Annotated in this window: 15 protein-coding genes; 9 read left to right on the top strand and 6 right to left on the bottom strand. The window is 71.5% G+C overall.

The window, feature by feature from the left end; genetic code table 11:
* Window positions 1–9: 9 nt before the first annotated feature.
* Window positions 10–726 carry a glycosyltransferase family 2 protein gene (locus AC1DZA_RS04370; protein ID WP_476771854.1) on the bottom strand — a complete coding sequence of 239 codons (717 nt, stop codon included), beginning with the start codon at window positions 724–726 and terminating at the stop codon, window positions 10–12.
* Window positions 727–821: 95 nt separating this feature from the next.
* Between AC1DZA_RS04370 and AC1DZA_RS04375 the strand changes: the two genes are divergently transcribed.
* Window positions 822–2114: a lipopolysaccharide biosynthesis protein gene (locus tag AC1DZA_RS04375; protein ID WP_476771855.1), complete on the top strand. Its 1293-nt coding sequence runs from the start codon at window positions 822–824 to the stop codon at window positions 2112–2114.
* Here the strand turns inward: AC1DZA_RS04375 and AC1DZA_RS04380 are convergent.
* Window positions 2083–2964 carry a glycosyltransferase family 2 protein gene (locus AC1DZA_RS04380; protein WP_476771856.1) on the bottom strand — a complete coding sequence of 294 codons (882 nt, stop codon included), beginning with the start codon at window positions 2962–2964 and terminating at the stop codon, window positions 2083–2085. The genes AC1DZA_RS04375 and AC1DZA_RS04380 overlap by 32 nt on opposite strands.
* A gap of 195 nt (window positions 2965–3159) precedes the next feature.
* Here AC1DZA_RS04380 and AC1DZA_RS04385 point away from each other — a divergent pair, with 195 nt between their 5' ends.
* Window positions 3160–4146, top strand: coding sequence for a glycosyltransferase family 2 protein (locus AC1DZA_RS04385; protein ID WP_476771857.1), 987 nt, complete (start codon window positions 3160–3162; stop codon window positions 4144–4146).
* An 87-nt stretch (window positions 4147–4233) separates the two neighbouring features.
* Complete coding sequence (locus AC1DZA_RS04390; RefSeq protein ID WP_476771858.1) at window positions 4234–4857, top strand: class I SAM-dependent methyltransferase; 624 nt, start codon at window positions 4234–4236, stop codon at window positions 4855–4857.
* Between the two features lie 44 nt (window positions 4858–4901).
* Here AC1DZA_RS04390 and AC1DZA_RS04395 read toward each other — a convergent pair whose 3' ends face one another.
* From AC1DZA_RS04395 to AC1DZA_RS04405, 3 genes are all read right to left on the bottom strand, one after another.
* Window positions 4902–6227, bottom strand: a complete 1326-nt coding sequence (locus AC1DZA_RS04395; protein ID WP_476771859.1) for an O-antigen ligase family protein — start codon at window positions 6225–6227, stop codon at window positions 4902–4904.
* Window positions 6224–7588, bottom strand: coding sequence for an O-antigen ligase family protein (locus AC1DZA_RS04400; RefSeq protein ID WP_476771860.1), 1365 nt, complete (start codon window positions 7586–7588; stop codon window positions 6224–6226). The genes AC1DZA_RS04395 and AC1DZA_RS04400 overlap by 4 nt, the downstream gene beginning before the upstream one ends.
* A gap of 94 nt (window positions 7589–7682) precedes the next feature.
* Complete coding sequence (locus AC1DZA_RS04405) at window positions 7683–8861, bottom strand: acyl-CoA dehydrogenase family protein (protein ID WP_476771861.1); 1179 nt, start codon at window positions 8859–8861, stop codon at window positions 7683–7685.
* 113 nt (window positions 8862–8974) lie between these two features.
* Between AC1DZA_RS04405 and manA the strand changes: the two genes are divergently transcribed.
* Window positions 8975–10276: a mannose-6-phosphate isomerase, class I gene (gene manA / locus AC1DZA_RS04410; RefSeq protein WP_476771862.1), complete on the top strand. Its 1302-nt coding sequence runs from the start codon at window positions 8975–8977 to the stop codon at window positions 10274–10276.
* Window positions 10277–10356: 80 nt separating this feature from the next.
* On the opposite strand, the gene AC1DZA_RS04415 is transcribed toward manA, so the two are convergent.
* Window positions 10357–11337, bottom strand: coding sequence for a GlxA family transcriptional regulator (locus AC1DZA_RS04415; protein ID WP_309973184.1), 981 nt, complete (start codon window positions 11335–11337; stop codon window positions 10357–10359).
* An 85-nt stretch (window positions 11338–11422) separates the two neighbouring features.
* On the opposite strand from AC1DZA_RS04415, the gene AC1DZA_RS04420 reads away from it, so the two are divergent.
* The 5 genes from AC1DZA_RS04420 to AC1DZA_RS04440 all read left to right on the top strand — a co-directional run bounded on the left by AC1DZA_RS04420 (window position 11423) and on the right by AC1DZA_RS04440 (window position 17884).
* Complete coding sequence (locus AC1DZA_RS04420) at window positions 11423–11572, top strand: hypothetical protein (RefSeq protein ID WP_309973182.1); 150 nt, start codon at window positions 11423–11425, stop codon at window positions 11570–11572.
* A 124-nt stretch (window positions 11573–11696) separates the two neighbouring features.
* Complete coding sequence (gene galE, locus AC1DZA_RS04425; RefSeq protein ID WP_476771863.1) at window positions 11697–12665, top strand: UDP-glucose 4-epimerase GalE; 969 nt, start codon at window positions 11697–11699, stop codon at window positions 12663–12665.
* A gap of 224 nt (window positions 12666–12889) precedes the next feature.
* Entirely contained in the window at window positions 12890–13210 is a 321-nt protein-coding gene (locus AC1DZA_RS04430; protein ID WP_159606096.1) for a WhiB family transcriptional regulator, read from the top strand.
* Between the two features lie 152 nt (window positions 13211–13362).
* Window positions 13363–16443 carry a glycosyltransferase gene (locus tag AC1DZA_RS04435; RefSeq protein WP_476771864.1) on the top strand — a complete coding sequence of 1027 codons (3081 nt, stop codon included), beginning with the start codon at window positions 13363–13365 and terminating at the stop codon, window positions 16441–16443.
* Complete coding sequence (locus tag AC1DZA_RS04440) at window positions 16433–17884, top strand: DUF5719 family protein (RefSeq protein ID WP_476771865.1); 1452 nt, start codon at window positions 16433–16435, stop codon at window positions 17882–17884. The genes AC1DZA_RS04435 and AC1DZA_RS04440 overlap by 11 nt, the downstream gene beginning before the upstream one ends.
* The last annotated feature ends 18 nt before the right edge of the window (window positions 17885–17902 follow it).

Raw genomic sequence — 17902 nt, forward strand, 5'->3', positions numbered from 1 at the left:
GCCTCGAGGCTAGGAGGTGACCGCGGGCCGGGTGAGCGCGAAGCCATAGGCCATGAACGCTCGTGCCAGGTATGCGGCGGACTTGAAGGGATTGTGCGACGGTCGGCCGCCTGCCCGGGGGCGCATGGTGACCGGCACCTGCTCGATGACGCAGCCCGCGTGCGCGGCGATCACGAGCGCCTCGATCGTGTCGCCGAGGTACTCGGCCGGGAAGTGCTCGGCGAAGATGCCGACGGCGCGTGGACCGCATGCCTTGAAGCCCGAGGTGGTGTCGGTGAGCTTCGCCTTGGTGGTGCGGCTGAGCAGCACGGCGAGCACGCTCATCGCCCAGCGGCGGGGACCGCTGACGCTGTAGTCACCCTCACCCGCGAATCGGGCGCCGATGACGATGTCGGCCTGCTGCAGACGCTCGAGCATGGCGGGGACGCTGGCAGGGTCGTGCTGGCCGTCGGAGTCGATCTGCACCACGTTGCGGTAGCCGTGGTCGATCGCGTACTTGAAGCCGGTTCGCATCGCCCCGCCCACGCCCAGGTTGTAGGGGAGTACCGCGACGTCGGCGCCGGCAGCCCGCGCGACGGCCGTCGTGTCGTCACTGGAGCCGTCGTTCACCACGAGGATCTTCGCGCCGGGGAGCTTGACGCCGATCTCGGCGATGACGGATGCGATGACCTCCTCCTCGTTGAATGCGGGCAACACGATGAGCGTGTCGTCGAGGGGTGTCTGCATGGCGTCGATTCTACCCAACGGCAGGGCTCCGCCCGCCCCGGGGGCGGGCGGAGCCCTGCGCCGGACGGCATCCGCGTGTCGCCTAGGGTATACGGGTGAGTGAAGAGACGGGCGAGCCCACGTCGCCGCCGATCGTGCGGGAGACGGGCCGGCGCGTCAACGGGCTCCTGGTGGTCATCGTCGCGACGGCGATCGCGGGCGCCACAGGGTACGTCATCCAGGCGGTCGCGGGCTTCGGGCTCACCCCAGCCGAGTACGCGGGATTCGGCACCTACTGGGCCACGCTCTACCTGGTCGTCGGCGGTGTCTCGGGCATCCAGCAGGAGGTCTCCCGGGCAAGCCATCCGCCAGAGGCTCGGGCGATCCCCGACCGGAACACGAACCTCTTCGCGTTCGCGAGCATCTTCGGCCTGCTCATCCTCGCGATCGTGTGGGGAACGGCGCCGCTCTGGGCCGGCCGGGTCTTCGGCGAGGATGCGTTCGTCGATGTCGTCGCGATCGGCATCGGCGCCGCATCATACGCATTCTTCGCGGCGGTCTGCGGGGTGCTGTACGGACGCAAGGCGTGGATTCCGCTCGCGGTCGTCACGATCCTCGACCCGGCGCTCAGGCTCGTGCTGCTCTCGATCGCAATCGCGTCCGACGCCGCCCAGGTGTGGATCGACCTCGCCGTCGTGGTGCCGATCCCCATGACCGTCATCGTCGCCGTGCTGATCGTGAGGCGGTTCGTGCGCGGGCGCACGCGGGTCGACGTGCCCCTGCGCGGGCTTGTCGGCAACAGTGCGAAGACCATCGTCGGTGCGACGGCGACCGCGGTCCTCGTCAGTGGGCTCCCGCTCTTCATCGGCGCCAGTGCCGCGAGCGAGGACCCCACCGAGGTCGGTGCCCTCATCTTCAACATCACCCTCACCAGGGCGCCGCTGGTGATCCCATTCCTCGCCCTGCAGAGCTACCTCATCGTCTACTTCCGCGAGTCCCGGAAGCGCGCCGCGATCGCGCTCACCCGGATCCTGCTCAGCGTGCTCGCCCTGACGGCCGTTGCATCGGTGCTGGCGGGGCTGTTCGCGCCTGCCGTGATCGGCGCGCTCTTCGGCGACGACTACGTCGTCTCGGGGTGGACCGTGGCGGGCCTGGTCGCATCGGCAGGGCTCACCGGTGCGCTCTGCGTCACCGGCCCTGCGACGATCGCCCGATCGGGACACACCGCATTCCTGGTCGGGTGGGTCGTGGCCGCCGTGACGCTCATCACGGTGCTCTTCGCTCCGTTCGACCTGATCACGCGCACCATCGCCGCCCTCGCACTCGCGCCGGCGCTCGGGCTCATGGTGCACATCGGCTACCTGATCGCGATGGGCGTCAGGCGAAGACGTGCCGAAGCAGGCTCGTGAAGCCCGACCGGTCGCGTGCCGCGACGGCCGACGGCATCCGCGAGAGCGCGTTGAGACGGCTGGAGAGGTGGAAGTTCGCGGCACGTGCGGCGCGATTCCAGCCGACGGACCGTGTGCGTGCGGCGGCGTCCCGCAACACGTCGCGTTCCTCCCCGAATCGGGAACCGTCGTTGGCCGACCATGAGGACACACTGGCGGTGTGACGTCGGTACATGAAGCTCTCGACCGCGTCGTAGACCAGCACGCCGCCGTCGAGGATGATGTCGAGCTGCAGGGCGAGGTCGAGCGCCACGTTCAGCTCAGCTTGGAAGCCGTGGCTCTGGGCCACCTCTCGTCGCCAGCAGATGGACGGGAAGTACGTCCAGTTGCCCTTCAGAAGGCTCGCTGCCAGCGTCTCGCCCGACAGCATCCGATCTTCGACGACCTGCTTGCGGAAGTACGACTTCACGCGGTCGGGGAGCGGATTCGCGGGAGCGCCATCCGCATCGATTACGATGACACCCGGCTGCACGTACGAGGCGGCCGGGTACGCGGCGAAGGTCGCGTGCATCCTCTCGACGTAATTGGGGAGCATGATGTCGTCGCATCCCATGACCGTGACATAGTCGGCGCGCGCGCTGTGGATGCTCTCCTGGAAGTTGCCGTTCACGCCGAGGTTGACGGCGTTGCGACGGTACTGGACGCGCGGGTCCTGGATGGACGCGACCCACCGCCCAGGCTCGAGGTCGGGATACACGTCGTCGATGACCACCAGCCGCCAATCGGGATCGGTCTGTCCGAGGACGCTCTCGACCGATGCCCGCAGCAGCGTCGGATCACCGTAGTACGGCATCATGATGTCGATTGTCACGGATTCCCTGTCGCTGCCGAGTGTCTGTGCAGTGGAGCACGCCGGGTGATCACCGCGGAGTCCGTGCCTGCGCGAACAGGATACCGGAGGACGTCCGGGCCGACGGAACCTGCAGGGCGGGCGGGCGGTGATCCATGCCGTGGCTAGCATTGACTGCGCGGTGGACACCGATCGAATGCGAAAGGCGGGGCGGTGATGAGGATCTCGGTTGCCCTGTGCACCCACAACGGAGCGGCGTACGTGCGTGAGCAGGTGACGAGCATCCTCACGCAGTCGAGACCCGTCTCGGAGATCGTCGTGTCCGACGACGCGTCCTCGGACGGAACGGTCTCCCTGATCGAGCGCACCGTCGCCGATTGGAGGGCGGAGGGTCGGCGGACCCCTCTGGCGCTGCGGGTGCTCCGCAACGAGCAGCCACTCGGCGTGACGGCGAACTTCGAGCAGGCCCTCGCCGCGTGCACCGGCGAACTCGTGGCACTCTCCGACCAAGACGACCGGTGGCGACCTCGGAAGATCGAGACGATGGCGACCTCGTTCGAAGCGCGTCCGAACCTGTCCCTCCTGTTCTCCGACGCCTCCATGATCTCCGGCGCCGGCGACCGCATGGGGATGACCCTCTTCGAGACGCTCGGCGTCACCGCGTGGGAGCGAGCCGAGGTGCACGCCGGCCATGCGTTCGAAGTCCTGTTGCGGCGCAACATCGTGACGGGCGCGACCGTCGTCCTGCGTCGCGACCTCGTCGGCCGCGCGGCACCGTTTCCGCGTGAGTGGGTCCACGACGAATGGCTCGCCGTGGTCGCAGCGGCGACCGGTGAGGTCGATTTCCTCGAACAACCGCTCATCGACTATCGGCAGCACGGGAGCAACCAGATCGGCGCGACGGTGCTCACCGGGACCGGACGGCTCGCCCGCCTGCGAACCCCGCGAACTGGACGGAACGAACGACTCCTCGCCCGTGCGGCCCGTCTGGCCGAGCGGATCGGGTCATTCCGGCCGGAGCCCGATCCACCGCGAATCGACCATGCGGCCGACAAGCTGGAGCATGAGAAGGTCCGCACCGCGCTGCCTCCCGCTCGTCTCGCTCGCGTCCCGGGTGTCCTTCGAGAATGGCGGACGGGTCGCTACGGGTCCTGTGGCCTCGGGGGGCAGGATGTGTTGCGCGACCTCGTGCAGCCCGTCTGAGGTGACTGCCACGCGGAGCGGTGGCTTTCGCGACGGCGGGCACGCGGGCGCCTTAGCTTGCTAGCGTGGTGGCGGAGGGGGGTGCCCATGCCTGCGGACGAGGGCGACGCGTCGGCTGACAACGCTCCGACGGCCGGCCGTGAGTACGCTGAGCGCCTCCGCTCGCTCGAGGACGCCCGCTGGCGCCGCGTGCTCAACGTGCAGGCGCCCTACCGCTGGAACATCCGTCGCCTCCGTCTCGGTCGAGTGCTCGACGTCGGGTGCGGGCTGGGCCGCAACCTCGCGCACCTCGATGGCAATGGCGTCGGAGTGGACCACAACGCCGACTCCATCGCGATCGCTCGCGAGCGGGGCCTTGAGGCCTACACCGTCGACGAATTCAGGGATTCGGGTCGAGCCGCTCACGAGAGCTTCGACTCGCTGCTGTTCGCACACGTCATGGAGCACATGGACTGGGATGCCGATGTCCGGCTCGTCACGGAGTACCTGCCGTACCTGAAGCACGGCGGTGAAGTGTGCTTCATCACGCCCCAGGAGCGTGGGTACACCTCAGACACGACCCACGTGCACTTCGTCGACTTCGACGGGCTCCGGTCGATCGCGGCGGCAACCGGCCTGCACGAGTTGCGCTCCTTCTCGTTCCCGCTGCCTCGGCTCGCCGGCACGGCCTTCACGTACAACGAGTTCGTCTTCCTCGCGGAGAAGCCCTGATCTCCTTGCACCACCGCGACCCGTGAGCCCTCGGGCGCGGCAACTCAGCCGAGCCGCTCCACCGTCGGCGCCGGCGGCCGCCCCGCCGCGAGCGCGTCGCGCCAGCTCATGTCGCGAGCGGCCTTCACTGCGCAGACGACGAGGAGCAGCCACCCGCCCTCGCCGAGGGCGAAGCTCTCGGCGAAGCTCGTCACCGCGATGACGACGAGCATGAGCGCGGGCCACACGTACACGACGCTCCGTCGGGTCGAGGCCAGCAGCCACGCGCGCACGAGGGCCACCCCGACCAGTCCGACGAACAGCAGCAGCCCGATCACGCCGACCTGGAAGTACACGTCGACGTAGGCGCTGAGCGCCGATCCGTGCGGGCGGCCGGTCGCGAGCTCGATCCACGAGTACGGTGCGGTCTCCCTCCAGGAGCCGACCCACCCCCATCCCTGCAGCGGGTTGAGGCTGAGGTAGCGGGAGAGCTCGCGCCAGACGTCGAGCCGCACGTCGAACTCGGCCCGAGCGTCGAGCAGCTCGATGATCCGGATCCTGAGAATCCACGCCGTGACGAGCGCCGCGATCCCGGCAACGAGCAGGGCGATCTGCCAGCGCCAGCGCGTCGCGGGGGCAGCGCGCCGCAGCCCGTAGAGCGCCGCGGTCGCGACGCCGGCCGCCCCGAGCGCGATCCACGTGGTCGGAGACCCGGCGAACACGATGCAGAAGGCGGCGAGCAGGATCGAGGCGACGGCCTTGCCTCGCGTGATGATCTTCGTGCGCCATTCGACGACGAAGGTGAGCAGCGCGATGAGTGCGACGAAGCCGAGCAGGTTCCGCGATCCGAAGAGGCCCTGGATCGGCCCGAGGCGGGCGAGGTCGCCCTGGATCCCGAGGATGCGGATGGGCACGTCGAGCAGGATGCCGGACAGCACCTCCAACCCGATCGACACGGCGAGGAGCATCCGCATGACATCGCCGAACGCCCGCACGATCTGGATGGTGTCGCGCATGAGCGCCACGTACACCCCGAGGAAGGCGAAGGCGATGAGGTAGGCCACGCGCAGCGCCGTCGCCGCCGGGGCATTGGCGCCGGGCCCGCTCCAGAGCACGGATGCCGCACACCACCCGACGAACACGAGGATCGTGATCGGGAGGATGCCGTACCACTCGACGGCGCGCCAGCGGGCGACGAGCGACAGGGCGCAGAGCGCGAGCAGGCCGCCGAGCGCGGCGAGGAGACCCGGCCAGCCGATGAGACTGCGCACGGCGTGCGTGGTGAAGGCGAAGCCGACGACGAGCAGGGTGAGGGCCTGGGCGAACCTGGCGGAACCGGCGAACTCCCGCAGGGCGCGCGCGAGATGCGCACCGCCGGCGGCATCCGTCATCGAGCCACCTCGGGCGGCGGCATCCGGGAGGCGCGGACGGGCGGGGGAGCGGCGGGGATCGGCTCGGGGTCCCACTGGCGCTGCTTCGTCGACCAGGCGATCGCGATGAGGAGCACCCAGCCGCCCTCGATGAGGAGCCGGCTCTCCGCGAGGCTCTGGCCGATGAGCGCGACGAGCAGGAGGACGGGCACGAAGGACGCCGCGGTGTGGGGGAGGAGTCGTCCGGTCTCGTCGCGCGGTCGATCCACCGCAAGGAACCACGAACGCCACAGTGCACCGATCACGATCGAGGCGAAGGCGATGACCCCGACGATGCCGAGCTGCAGCCACACGTCGAGCCAGGCGTTGTGCGCCTGCAGGTACTCGACGCCGTTGCGCACCGCCAGCCCGTCGAACGGCTCGACCCACGGCACCCAGTAGCCGACCCAGCCCCAGCCGAACCATGGGCGCTGGGCGGCCAGGCCGATCACGGCGTTCCAGATGTCGAAGCGGCCGGTGAGGTCCTCGCTCTTGCCGAACAGCTCGAGCAGCGCGTTCCAGAAGACCACGAGCAGGCCGACGGATGCCACGAGCGCGCCGGCCGCGGCCCAGTACACCCCTCTGCGACGATCGGGTCCCACCCGCCGAGCCCACACAGCGAAACCGAGCGCCGCGAGCACGAGGACGGCCACGAGGATGACCGTCGCCGAGCGGGTGAGGAGCAGGACGCCCCCCGACACGACCAGCCACCCGATGCCCTGCGCCCGCCGGATGCTGCCTGCGGCCAGCAGGGCGCCGAACACGATCAGCCCGAGCAGCGCGACCATGCCGAGGATGTTGCGACTCGCGACGATGCCTTCGATGGGACCGCCGTCGAACAGCAGTCCACGCGACCAGTAGAAGGCCATGGGCAGCTTGCCCGCGTCGGGGTCGAAGTCGGGGAAGTTCGGCAGCACGGGCTCGCGCACGAAGATCGCGACCCAGAGCTCGAACACGATCGACAGCCCGAGGACCCACTTGATGGCGCCCCCGAGTGCCCGGACGAAGCGGTCCCAGGTGAGGCAGAGCACCAGGGCGACGGCCACCAGCGTGGTCACGAGGGTGATCGTGACGCCGAGCGCGCTGGCGCCCGGGTAGTACGACCACGCGATCGACAGCACCGCGATGAGGAGGAACGCGATGGTCGACTTCGGCACGCGCCGCCAGCGCCAGCTCGGGCGCTCGCCGACGAGGAGGGCGATCGCGCCGCCGATGACCACGAGCGCGACCGCGGCGAAGCCCCACCAGCCGAGCAGGTTGCGCCAGAACTGGCCGGCGAGCACCGTGAAGAGGGCGAACGTCGCGTACGCGCCGATGAGGGTGCGACGTCGGCCGGTGGTCATGGGTCCAAGGCTATCGCGCGGGGCATTGCGAGCAGATGACGGATGCCGCGAGCCGAACGCGGGCTCGCGGCATCCGTCATCGCGGCATCGCGGATCAGACGAACGCGGCCGTGCCCGTGATCGCGCGGCCGACGATGAGGGTGTTCATCTCGCGGGTGCCCTCGTAGGAGTAGAGCGCCTCGGCGTCGGCGAAGAAGCGGGCGACGTCGTACTCGAGCACGATGCCGTTGCCGCCCACGGCCTCACGGGCCCAGGCGACCGTCTCGCGCATGCGCGCCGTCGTATACGCCTTCGCGAGCGCCGAGTGCTCGTCGCGCTGCTCGCCGCGGTCCAGCATCTCCGAGACGCGCACGACCATGCCGAGCGACGCCGTGATGTTGCCGAGGCACTTCACGAGGAGGTCCTGGATGAGCTGGTGGGAGCCGATGGTCCTGCCGAACTGCACCCGCTCGCCCGCGTACTTCACGGCGGCCTCGTAGGCGCCGACCGCCGTGCCGACGGCGGCCCAGGCCACTTCGGCGCGGGTGAGCCGGAGCACCTTCGCGGTGTCGCGGAAGGAGTTGGCGTTCTGCAGGCGGAGCGACTCGGGCACCACGACGTGGTCGAGCGTGATGTCCGCGTTCTGCACGGCGCGGAGGCTGACCTTGCCCTCGATCTTCGTCGCGGTGTAGCCGGTGGTGTCGGTGGGAACGATGAAGCCCTTGACCTGCCCGTCCTCGACGTCCTTCGCCCAGATCACGGTGATGTCGGAGAAGGTGGCGTTGCCGATCCAGCGCTTCGATCCGTTGAGGACCCACGAGTCGCCGTCGCGCGTCGCGGTCGTGCGGAGGCCCTGGGCGGAGTCGGAGCCCGAGAGCGGCTCGGTGAGCCCGAACGCGCCGATGATCTCGCCGCTCGCGAGCTTCGGGATCCACTCCGCGCGCTGCTCGGGGGAGCCGCACACGCTGATCGAGCCGGTGGCGAGGCCGTTCTGCACACCCGCGAAGGTCGCGACCGACGGGTCGACGCGGGCGAGCTCCATCGCGACGAAGCCGCGGAAGACCGCGGAGTTCTCGAAGGGCCGGGTCTCCTCCCAGCTGAAGGAGAACGCGCCGAGCTCGGCGAGTGGCTTCACGACCTGCATGGGGAACTCGGCGCGGTCCCAGTAGTCCGCGACGATCGGTCGCACGTCGGAATCGAGCCAGGCTCGGAGCCTGGCGATCGCCTCCTTCTCCTGGTCACTGAGAAGGGACTCGTACGAGTAGAAGTCGCTCGCGAGCGGCTCGAACGTCATGACTGCTCCAATGCACAATGCGTCGTGGGTGGCCCGTCGAGCCTAGGACCGGGCCGGCGGCGCCCGAAGCCGTTGGTAGTTTGGACCCAAACTCCGCGAAGGGACCACCGAGCATGTTTGTGACGATCGCCAACACTCCGCGCGACTACGCCTGGGGGTCGACGAGCGCGATCGCCGAGTTCCGGGGCGTGGCCCCGTCGGGCGCGCCCGAGGCGGAGCTCTGGCTGGGCGCGCACGCGGGCTCGCCGGCGGTCGTCGTGGACGAGGCATCCGTGGGCCACGCCGACCTCGCCGAGTGGATCGCCGCCGCACCCGAGCAGGCCCTCGGTGCCCGGCTCGCCCGGCACGGCGCGCGACTGCCCTTCCTCCTGAAGCTGCTCGCCGCGGCGGAGCCGCTGTCGCTGCAGGCCCACCCGACGCCCGAGCAGGCCCGCGCGGGCTTCGCGCGCGAGGAGGCCGACGGCGTGCCGGTCTCGGCCTACGACCGCAATTACCGCGACGAGTTCCACAAGCCCGAGCTCATCGTCGCGGTGAGCGAGACGTTCGACGCGCTCTCGGGGTTCCGTCCGCTCGACGAGGTGGCCGGGATCCTGCAGACGCTCCGGGCGGCGGATGCCGCGGACGCCGCGCCCGATCCGGGCGCACTCGACCTGCTCGCCGCGCACCTGGGTTCGGAGGAGCCGCTCCGCGACACCGTCGAGTGGCTGCTCCGCGACGGACGCGGCGGCGACACGGGGGAGGCCGCGTGGGTCACCGAGCGGGTGACGGCGCTCGCGGCATCCGACCCCGCCCGCCGGTCGCCGTACGCACTCTCGTTCGAGACCGTCGGCACCCTCGCCGAGGTGTACCCGGGCGACCCCGGCATCGTCATCTCGCTGCTGCTCAACCGCGTGCGGCTCCGTCGGGGTGAGTCGTTGTACCTCGCAGCGGGCAACATCCACGCGTACCTCGCTGGCCTCGGCATCGAGCTCATGGCCGCGAGCGACAACGTGCTGCGCGGCGGCCTCACGCCGAAGCACATCGACGTGACCGAGCTGCTCGAGGTGCTCGACTTCACCCCGATCGCCCCGCCGCGCCTCGAGCCCGAGCCGGTCGCGCCGGGCGTCGTCGCGTTCCGTCCCGACGTCCCCGACTTCGTGCTCTACCGGGCTGAACCGGCGTCGACCTCGGGCACTGCGGCGCTCGACGCAGGCGCCGGCGACCAGGCATCGGATGCCGCGCGCGTTCCGCTCGACGGTCCGGCGATCGTGCTGGCCGAAGGCGGTTCGCTCCGTCTCCGGGGGCGGCTGGGGGAGTCACGGCTCGCCCGTGGCGAGGCGGCCTACGTCACGCCCGACGAGGGCGCGGTGGAGATCACCGGCGACGGGATCGCCTGGGTGGCGACGACCGGCGCGCCCGAGGCATCCGCCGGCTGATCGATGGCGGCCGGCCGACGCCGGCTGCTCGATGGCGACCGGCCGACGCCGCCTGAGCGACGGCGTGCCGTGCGCCCTCGTCAGCTGGCGGCGGCCACCTCGCGGTCGCTCGCCTCGCGCACCCCGAAGAGCCGCCGGTACTGCGTCGGCGTGGTCTGCAGCACCTTCAGGAAGTGGTGCCGCATCACCGCGGCTGCGCCGAAGCCGGTCTCGCGGGCGATCTCCTCGAGGGTGAGCGAGGTCTCCTCGAGCAGTTGCTGGGCCCGGAGGAGGCGCTGGCGGTTGAGCCAGGCGTTCGGCGTCGTGCCGGTCTCCGCGCGGAAGCGGCGGGCGAAGGTGCGGGGCGACATCAATGCCTTGCGCGCCAGCAGGTCGACGGTGAGCTCGTGGTCGAGGTGCTCGAGCATCCACTCGGTGACCTTCGCGAACGAGTCGCTGTGGCACTCGGGCACCGGGGTCTGGATGAACTGCGACTGGCCGCCGTCGCGCTGCGGGGGGACCACCATGCGGCGGGCGACAACGTTCGCGGCGCTCGCCCCGAGCTCCGTGCGCACGATGTGCAGGGCGGCGTCGATGCCCGCGGCGGTGCCGGCACCCGTGACCACCTTGCCGTCCTGCACGAAGAGCACGTCGGGGTCGACCTCGGTCTGCGGGAAGAGCTCGGCCATCTTGTCGGTGTACATCCAGTGCGTGGTGGCCCGGCGCCCGTCGAGCACGCCGGCGTAGCCGAGCGTGAACGCACCCGAGCAGACCGAGAGCACCCAGGCTCCGCGATCGACGGCGTCGCGGATGACGTCGAGCACGCGCTCGTCGGCCGGCGAGCCGACCAGGGACGCGGGCACGGCGACGAGGTCGGCCTCGTACGCGAAGTCGAGGCCCTCCTTCACGACGACGTCGAAGCCGAGCTTGGTCGTGATGGGGCCGGGGTCGGCGGCCACGACGTGGAAGTCGAAGATCGGCCCCCCGTGTTCCCGGCGATCGATGCCGAAGACCTCGCAGATCACCCCGAACTCGAACGGCGCCATCTGGGGGAGCGCGATGCAGGCGATGGTCTTGAGCACGTGGTCCTCCGGTTGGCAGGAAAAAGTCGTTGTGTGGCCACTCTGCCACTATCGGCAGGATGTCGCAAGGAGTACATTTTCTGCCATGACCACTCTCGTGTTCCTCATCATCGCGGGCCTCGCCGTCTGGGGCGTGCTCGCCACCGTGCTCCGCCTCGAGGGCGACGGCTACGGGCGTCCCGAGATCCGCAACCGCACCCGCCACGCCGAGAACCTGCCCACCCGCACCGTCTGACCGCTGGGCGCGCGCTGCGCCGGCCGCTCCTGGCCCGCGCAGCGCGACCCGCCTCGGCTCGACGCCGCCCGCCCCGTTACGATCGTGGGAGCGCGCGGACCTCCCGCACGCGGGAGGCGGGAACATGAGCTGGCTGGTCACCGGAGGCGCCGGATACATCGGCGCGCACGTCGTTCGGGCGTTCGCCGAGCAGGGCATCGACACGGTCGTGGTGGACGACCTCTCGTCGGGCCGGCACGGATTCCTCCCGCAGGGCGCGGCGTTCGTGCACGGCACGATCCTCGACGGACCGCAGCTCGAGGCCACGATGAAGCGCTACGACGTGCGGGGCGTGGTGCACCTCGCCGGATTCAAGTACGCGGGCGTCTCCGTGAAGCGGCCCCTGCACACGTACCAGCAGAACGTCACCGGCACCGCGACCCTCCTCGCGGCGATGGAGGCCAGCGCGGTCGAGAAGATCGTCTTCTCCTCGAGCGCCGCCGTCTACGGCACGCCCGACGTCGACCTCGTCACCGAGGACACCCCGAAGCGTCCCGAGTCGCCCTACGGCGAATCCAAGCTCATCGGCGAATGGCTCCTGGCCGACCAGGCCCGCGCGACCGGGCTCGCGCACACGAGCCTGCGCTACTTCAACGTGGTCGGCTCCGGCACGTCCGAGGTCTTCGACGCGAGCCCCCACAATCTCTTCCCCCTCGTGTTCGACGCGCTGCTCGACGGGCGAACGCCCCGCATCAACGGCGACGACTACCCGACGCCCGACGGCACCTGCGTGCGCGACTACATCCACGTGGCGGACCTCGCGGCCGCCCACGTCGTCGCCGCCAAGCGGCTCGACGCCGGCGAGCCGATCGAGCAGGTGTACAACCTCGGCTCGGGCGACGGCGTGTCCGTCGGCGAGATCATGCGGGCCGTCGCCGAGGTCACCGGCATCGACTTCACGCCCGAGATCGCCCCGCGGCGCGAAGGCGACCCCGCTCGGATCGTGGCCTCGGGCGACCTCGCGGCCCGCGACCTCGACTGGCGGATGCGGCATTCGCTCACCCAGATGGTCGAGAGCGCGTGGGAGGCCCGCCGCGCGGCATCCGACGCCTGATCCCGACGAGTGACCCGCCGCGGCCGGCGGCCACGGGCGCTCGACCCTGAAGTGCAGCCGCCAAGATAACGTCTCCGGAACGGCCTCGGCGTGTCGCGCGCGGGTTGAAGCCTCGACGGCCGGTTGAGGGTTTACGATCCGCGACTTGACTCACGCGAATTACACCGGTGTAATTGGTCAAGACACACCCTCTGGGTGGTCGGTACAACTGGGTGGGAGACGATATGGGCAATCCTGAATATCGTTCTGGAGTACCTGACGATTGGTTCGTCGATCCGGTGAGGCTGGGCGTGCCGGGGGTTCGGCAGGGCACTGGCGACGACAATCCGCTGGCATGGCAGAGCGACGCACTGTGTGCGCAAACCGATCCGGAGGCGTTCTTCCCTGAGAAGGGCGGCTCCACACGCGACGCGAAGAAGATCTGCACCGGCTGCGAAGTGCGCGGGGAGTGCCTCGAGTACGCCCTGTCGAACGATGAGCGGTTCGGCATCTGGGGCGGGCTCTCCGAGCGCGAGCGCCGCAAGCTCCGCAAGCGCGCGGTCTGAGCCCGGGTCCGATGCGACGCTGACGTCGCATCGGACCGGGGCGACCACGCGACCGGACGGCCTGATCCGCGCGGCTCGGCATGGGGCGGCGATTCGTGGCACGCCCGCCTCGGTTGCGGATGCCGCGGCAGGCGCCGCCTAGGCTGTCCCCGATGTTCCCCAGAGTCACCGCCGTCCTCGTCGTTCGTCACGGCGGCGACCGCCTCGCGCAGACCCTTGACGCGATCCGCGCCCAGGCGCGCACACCCGACTCCCTCGTCGTCGTCCTGTCCCAGGCCGGTGCGGAGGCGCGAGCGCAGGCCGCGGCGGCGGGCGCGTCGCATGTGGTCGAGCTCCAGGAGCCGCTCTCGTTCGGCGAGGCGATCCGGGCGGGCGAGCGGGTGCTCGAGACCCCCACCTCCGATGCCGATGCGCTCTGGCTGCTTCCCGACGACGCCGCGCCCGAGCCCGAAGCGCTGGCGGCACTCGTCGCGACGCTCGAGACGGGCAAGTCCGTCGCCCTCGCCGGCCCGAAGCTGATGGGCTGGGACGAACCCGATCGCATCACGTCGCTCGGCCGGACGATCACCCAGCTGGGCCGGAGCGTGCCCATCGTCGCCGACGAACTCGACCAGGGCCAGCACGATGGGCTGAGCGACGTGCTCGGGCTCGATCCCGCCGGCCTCCTCGTGCGGCACACGGTCTGGCAGGCGCTCAGCGGATTCGACCCGGCGCTGCCATCGGCCGACGATGCGCTCGACCTCGGCGTGCGCGCGCGGCTGTCCGGCCACCGGGTCGCCGCCGTCCCGGCCGCGAGGGTGCGCTTCGGCGGCTCCGGCGTCGCCGGTCTGCCGCTCGACGGGCGAGCGCGAACCCGGCGACGGAACACCCGCATCGCCCGAGCCGCCCAGCTGCATCGACGACTCGTGTACGCGCCGGCGCCGGCGGTGCCCCTGCACTGGCTGACCTTCCTGCCCCTGGCGCTCCTCCGTTCCGTGCGGCTGCTCCTCGTCAAGCAGCCGGGCGCGATCCCCGGCGAGTTCGGCGCCGCGATCGCCACCATGTTCTCCGGCATGCGCGTGTCCCGCGCGCGCCGGGTGCTCAAGTCCTCGCGAAGCGCCAAGTGGTCGGCGATCGCACCGCTGCGCATGCAGCCCGACGAGCTCCGCCGACGCCGTCAGGCGGCCACCGAGGAGCGCCGCAATCGCGCCAGGGGTCGCTCTCAGGAGCTCCAGTTCATCGGCACGGGGGGTGGATGGGTGCTGCTCGCGACGGCTGCGGCATCCGTCGGCCTCTTCTCGTGGCTCATCGGCTCGGGCGGCGTGGGCGGCGGCGGGCTGCTGCCCCTGTCGGGCGTGTCCGGCCTGTGGCAGAACGCCGCCTACGGGTGGCGCGACGTCAACACCGGCTTCGTGGGGGCGGCGGATCCGTTCAACGGTGCGCTCGCCGTGCTCGGGACCCTGACGTTCTGGTCGCCGTCGTTCGCCATGGTGCTGCTGTGGCTCGTCGCGCTCCCCGCAGCGGCGATCGGCGCGTGGTTCGCCGCCTCACGACTCACCGAGCGCGGGTCGCTCCGCGCGGTCGCGGCGCTCGCCTGGGCCGCCGCACCGCCGTTCCTGTCGGCGCTGGCGGACGGACGACCGGGGCCGGTGCTCGCCCACGTCCTGCTCGGCTGGCTCGCGTTCGCCGTCTTCGGCGCCGCCACCTCGTGGGCCGCGGCGGCGACGGCCTCGTTGCTCTTCGCGGCCGTCATCGCGGCCGCCCCCAGCCTCGCACCCGCACTCGTCGTCGGATGGATCGTCGTCCTCGCCGTCAGCGGCCGTGCCGCCGTGCGCCTGGTCGGACTTCCCATCCCGGCGCTGGCGCTCGCCCTGCCCCTGATCGTCGAGCAGGTGCGCCTCGGCACGGCGTTCGGTCTGGTCGCCGATCCCGGCCCGCCCGTCGATGGATCGATCCCGACCGCCGGGCAGCTCGCACTCGGGTGGCCCGCCGGGGGATGGGGCGGGTGGGGCGAGCTCGTCGAGTCGTTCACGTCGCTCGAACCGTGGATGGTCGCGGGCGCGCTCGTCGCGCCGCTCGTGATCGCCGCGCTCTGCTCGGTCTTCGCCCCCGGATGGCGTCGCGGGGTGCTCGCGCTCGGCACGGTGCTGCTCGGCTACGCGACGGCCGTCGCGGCGTCGCACCTGTCGGTGGCGGCCGTCGGTGCCGAGTCGGTTCCGGTGTGGGCGGGAGCCGGCATGAGCCTCGCATGGCTCGGCCTCGTGCTCGCGGCGATCGCGGCGCTCGACGCCCTCCGGCGAGGTGCCGGCGCCGTCGGATGGGTGGTGGCCGCGTTCAGCCTCGCGGCGGTGCTGCCGCTCTCGTACGCGATCGCCGTCGACGTCGTGCCGCTCGCGCCCGCGACCGAGCGAGCCCTGCCGGCGTACGTCGTGGCCCAGGCCGAGAACGATCCCAGGGTGACGACGCTGCTCATGCAGCCGCAGGCCGACGGCGGCATGCGCTCCACGCTGGAACGGGGCATCGGCCCCACCCTCGATGACCAGTCGACCCTCGCGCAGACCAGGACGGACCCGACCGCCGACCAGGAGCAGCTCGCCGAGGTCGCGGGCAACCTCGCCTCCCGCAGCGGCTCCGATCCCGAAGCGGCGATGCGCGAGTTCGGCGCCTCCTTCGTGCTGCTGGCCCCGGCTCCAGGCGACGGCCGCGAGGCGATCCAGACGGAGACCCGGGCGCGCGTCGCACTCGACGCGAACGCCGCGCTCGTCCCCGTCGGCGAGACGGAGTACGGCACGCTGTGGCGATTCGCGGGGGCCGAGGCGGATGCCGCGGCGGCGCGCATCCCGGCTGACGCGGGGGGCTGGCCGGCCGGCCTCATCACCGCGGTGCAGCTCATCGTCATCGGCGGCACCCTCCTGCTCTCCATCCCGACGGGTGCCGGTCGCGAGGCGGATCGGCGGCCGGTGCGTCGTCGTCCGGCCCGGCGCCGACCCCCGAAGTCCGGCGCTGCGGCGACCGCCGTGGCAACGGACGAGGCGCCCGCCGACGAGGCGCCCGCCGACGAGGCGGCCGCCGATGCGGCAGCCCCCGACCAGGCAGCCGCAGATCAGCAGTTCGAACGCGAGGCGGATGACGGGGTCGGGGTCGACGACGTCGAAGGACGAGCGCCTGACGTGATGTCTCCCGATCTCGCCGATGCATCCGGCGCGCCGACGGATACCGACCGCACCCCTCGAGGAGCCGACGATGCGTCTTGACCGCAAGCAGGCCCTGAACCTCGGAGGACGCGCGCTCGCCTTCCTCGGAGCGGCCGCGCTCGCCGTCGGTGCCGTCGGCGCTGCAGCGCTCCTTCCGTGGCCCGACCATCGCATCGCCCCCCCGGCCGTGCTCGTCCAGCCGGCGGAGAGTCGTCAGCAGCGCGTCTGTCCCGGCCCGCTCCTCGCGCTCGGCGAGGATGCCGCGGCCGCGACCACCGCCTCGTCGATCGGCTCGGCCGACATCGTGACCGCAGCAGAGCCGTCCGACGCCGTGCTCGAGGAGACGCCCCTCGCGGCGCCCGAGAATCCCTTCGCGGCCGACGACGGGACGCCCGTCGCGATCGCGGCCGAGCCGGGCACCGTGGATGCCGGCATGCTGGCGGGTGCCCAGTCGCAGGCGGTCGCAACCGAGACCGCGGGCGGCTTCGCGGCCACCGCATGCGGCGAGGCCGTCTCGGACGCCTGGCTGGTCGCCGGCGCCACGACGCTCGGCCGGAGCGGCCTCGTGCTGCTGTCGAATCCGACCGCCGTCGCCGCCACGGTCGACGTGCGCGTGTTCGGGGAGACGGGCCCGGTCGAGGCGCCCTCCGCGCTCGGCGTGATCGTGCTGGCGAGCAGCCAGCGCGTGCTCTCGCTCGCCGGACTCGCCCCCAACGTGGCCTCGCCCGTCGTGCACGTCACGAGCGCCGGGGGAGCGATCGCCGCGAGCCTCGAGCACTCCGTCGTGGTCGGACTGGCTCCGGCGGGCCTCGAGCTCACCGGTCCGACGGCGGCGCCCGCGACCAGCCAGGTGATCCCCGGGTTCGTGGTGCCGCAGACCGGCGGCGTCGAGGCATCCGAGGACCATGCCGACGGCGACGATCATCCGGCGGTGCGGCTGTACGCGCCGGGCGGCGAGGCGGCCGAGGTCTCGATCGCGCTCGTCCCGGAGTCGGGTTCGGGCGGCACGACGATCGAGGCCACGATGGAGGCCGGGCGCGTGCTCGACGTGCCGCTCGGCGTGCTCGACCAGGGCGTGTACACCGTGCGCGTGGAGTCCGACGCCCCGGTCGTCGCGGCGGCCAGGGCGACCGTCGGCGGCACCCAGGGCCAGACGGATGCCGCTGCGCCCTCCGACCTCGCCTGGACCGTCGCGACGGCGCCGCTCCTCGACTCCGCAGTGGTCGCGGTGCCCGACGGGCCGTCGCCCACGCTCTGGCTGGTGAATCCCGAAGCCGAGTCGGTGGACGTGACCGTCACCCTCGACGGCGCCGAGCGCACCGTGTCGGTACCCGGTGCGGGCGGGGCATCCGTGCCGCTCGACGGGGCGACCGCTGCGGTGCTCGACGGCAGCTCCGGCCTGCATGCCACGGTCGCCTTCTCGGGCGACGACGAGCTGGCCTCGTTCGGCGTGCAGCCGCCCGGACCGCTGGACTCACCACTGGAGGTCTACCCGCAGTGAGCCGACCGGCCCGCCCCG

It is taken from the genome of Agromyces sp. P2_B3 (assembly GCF_056404815.1).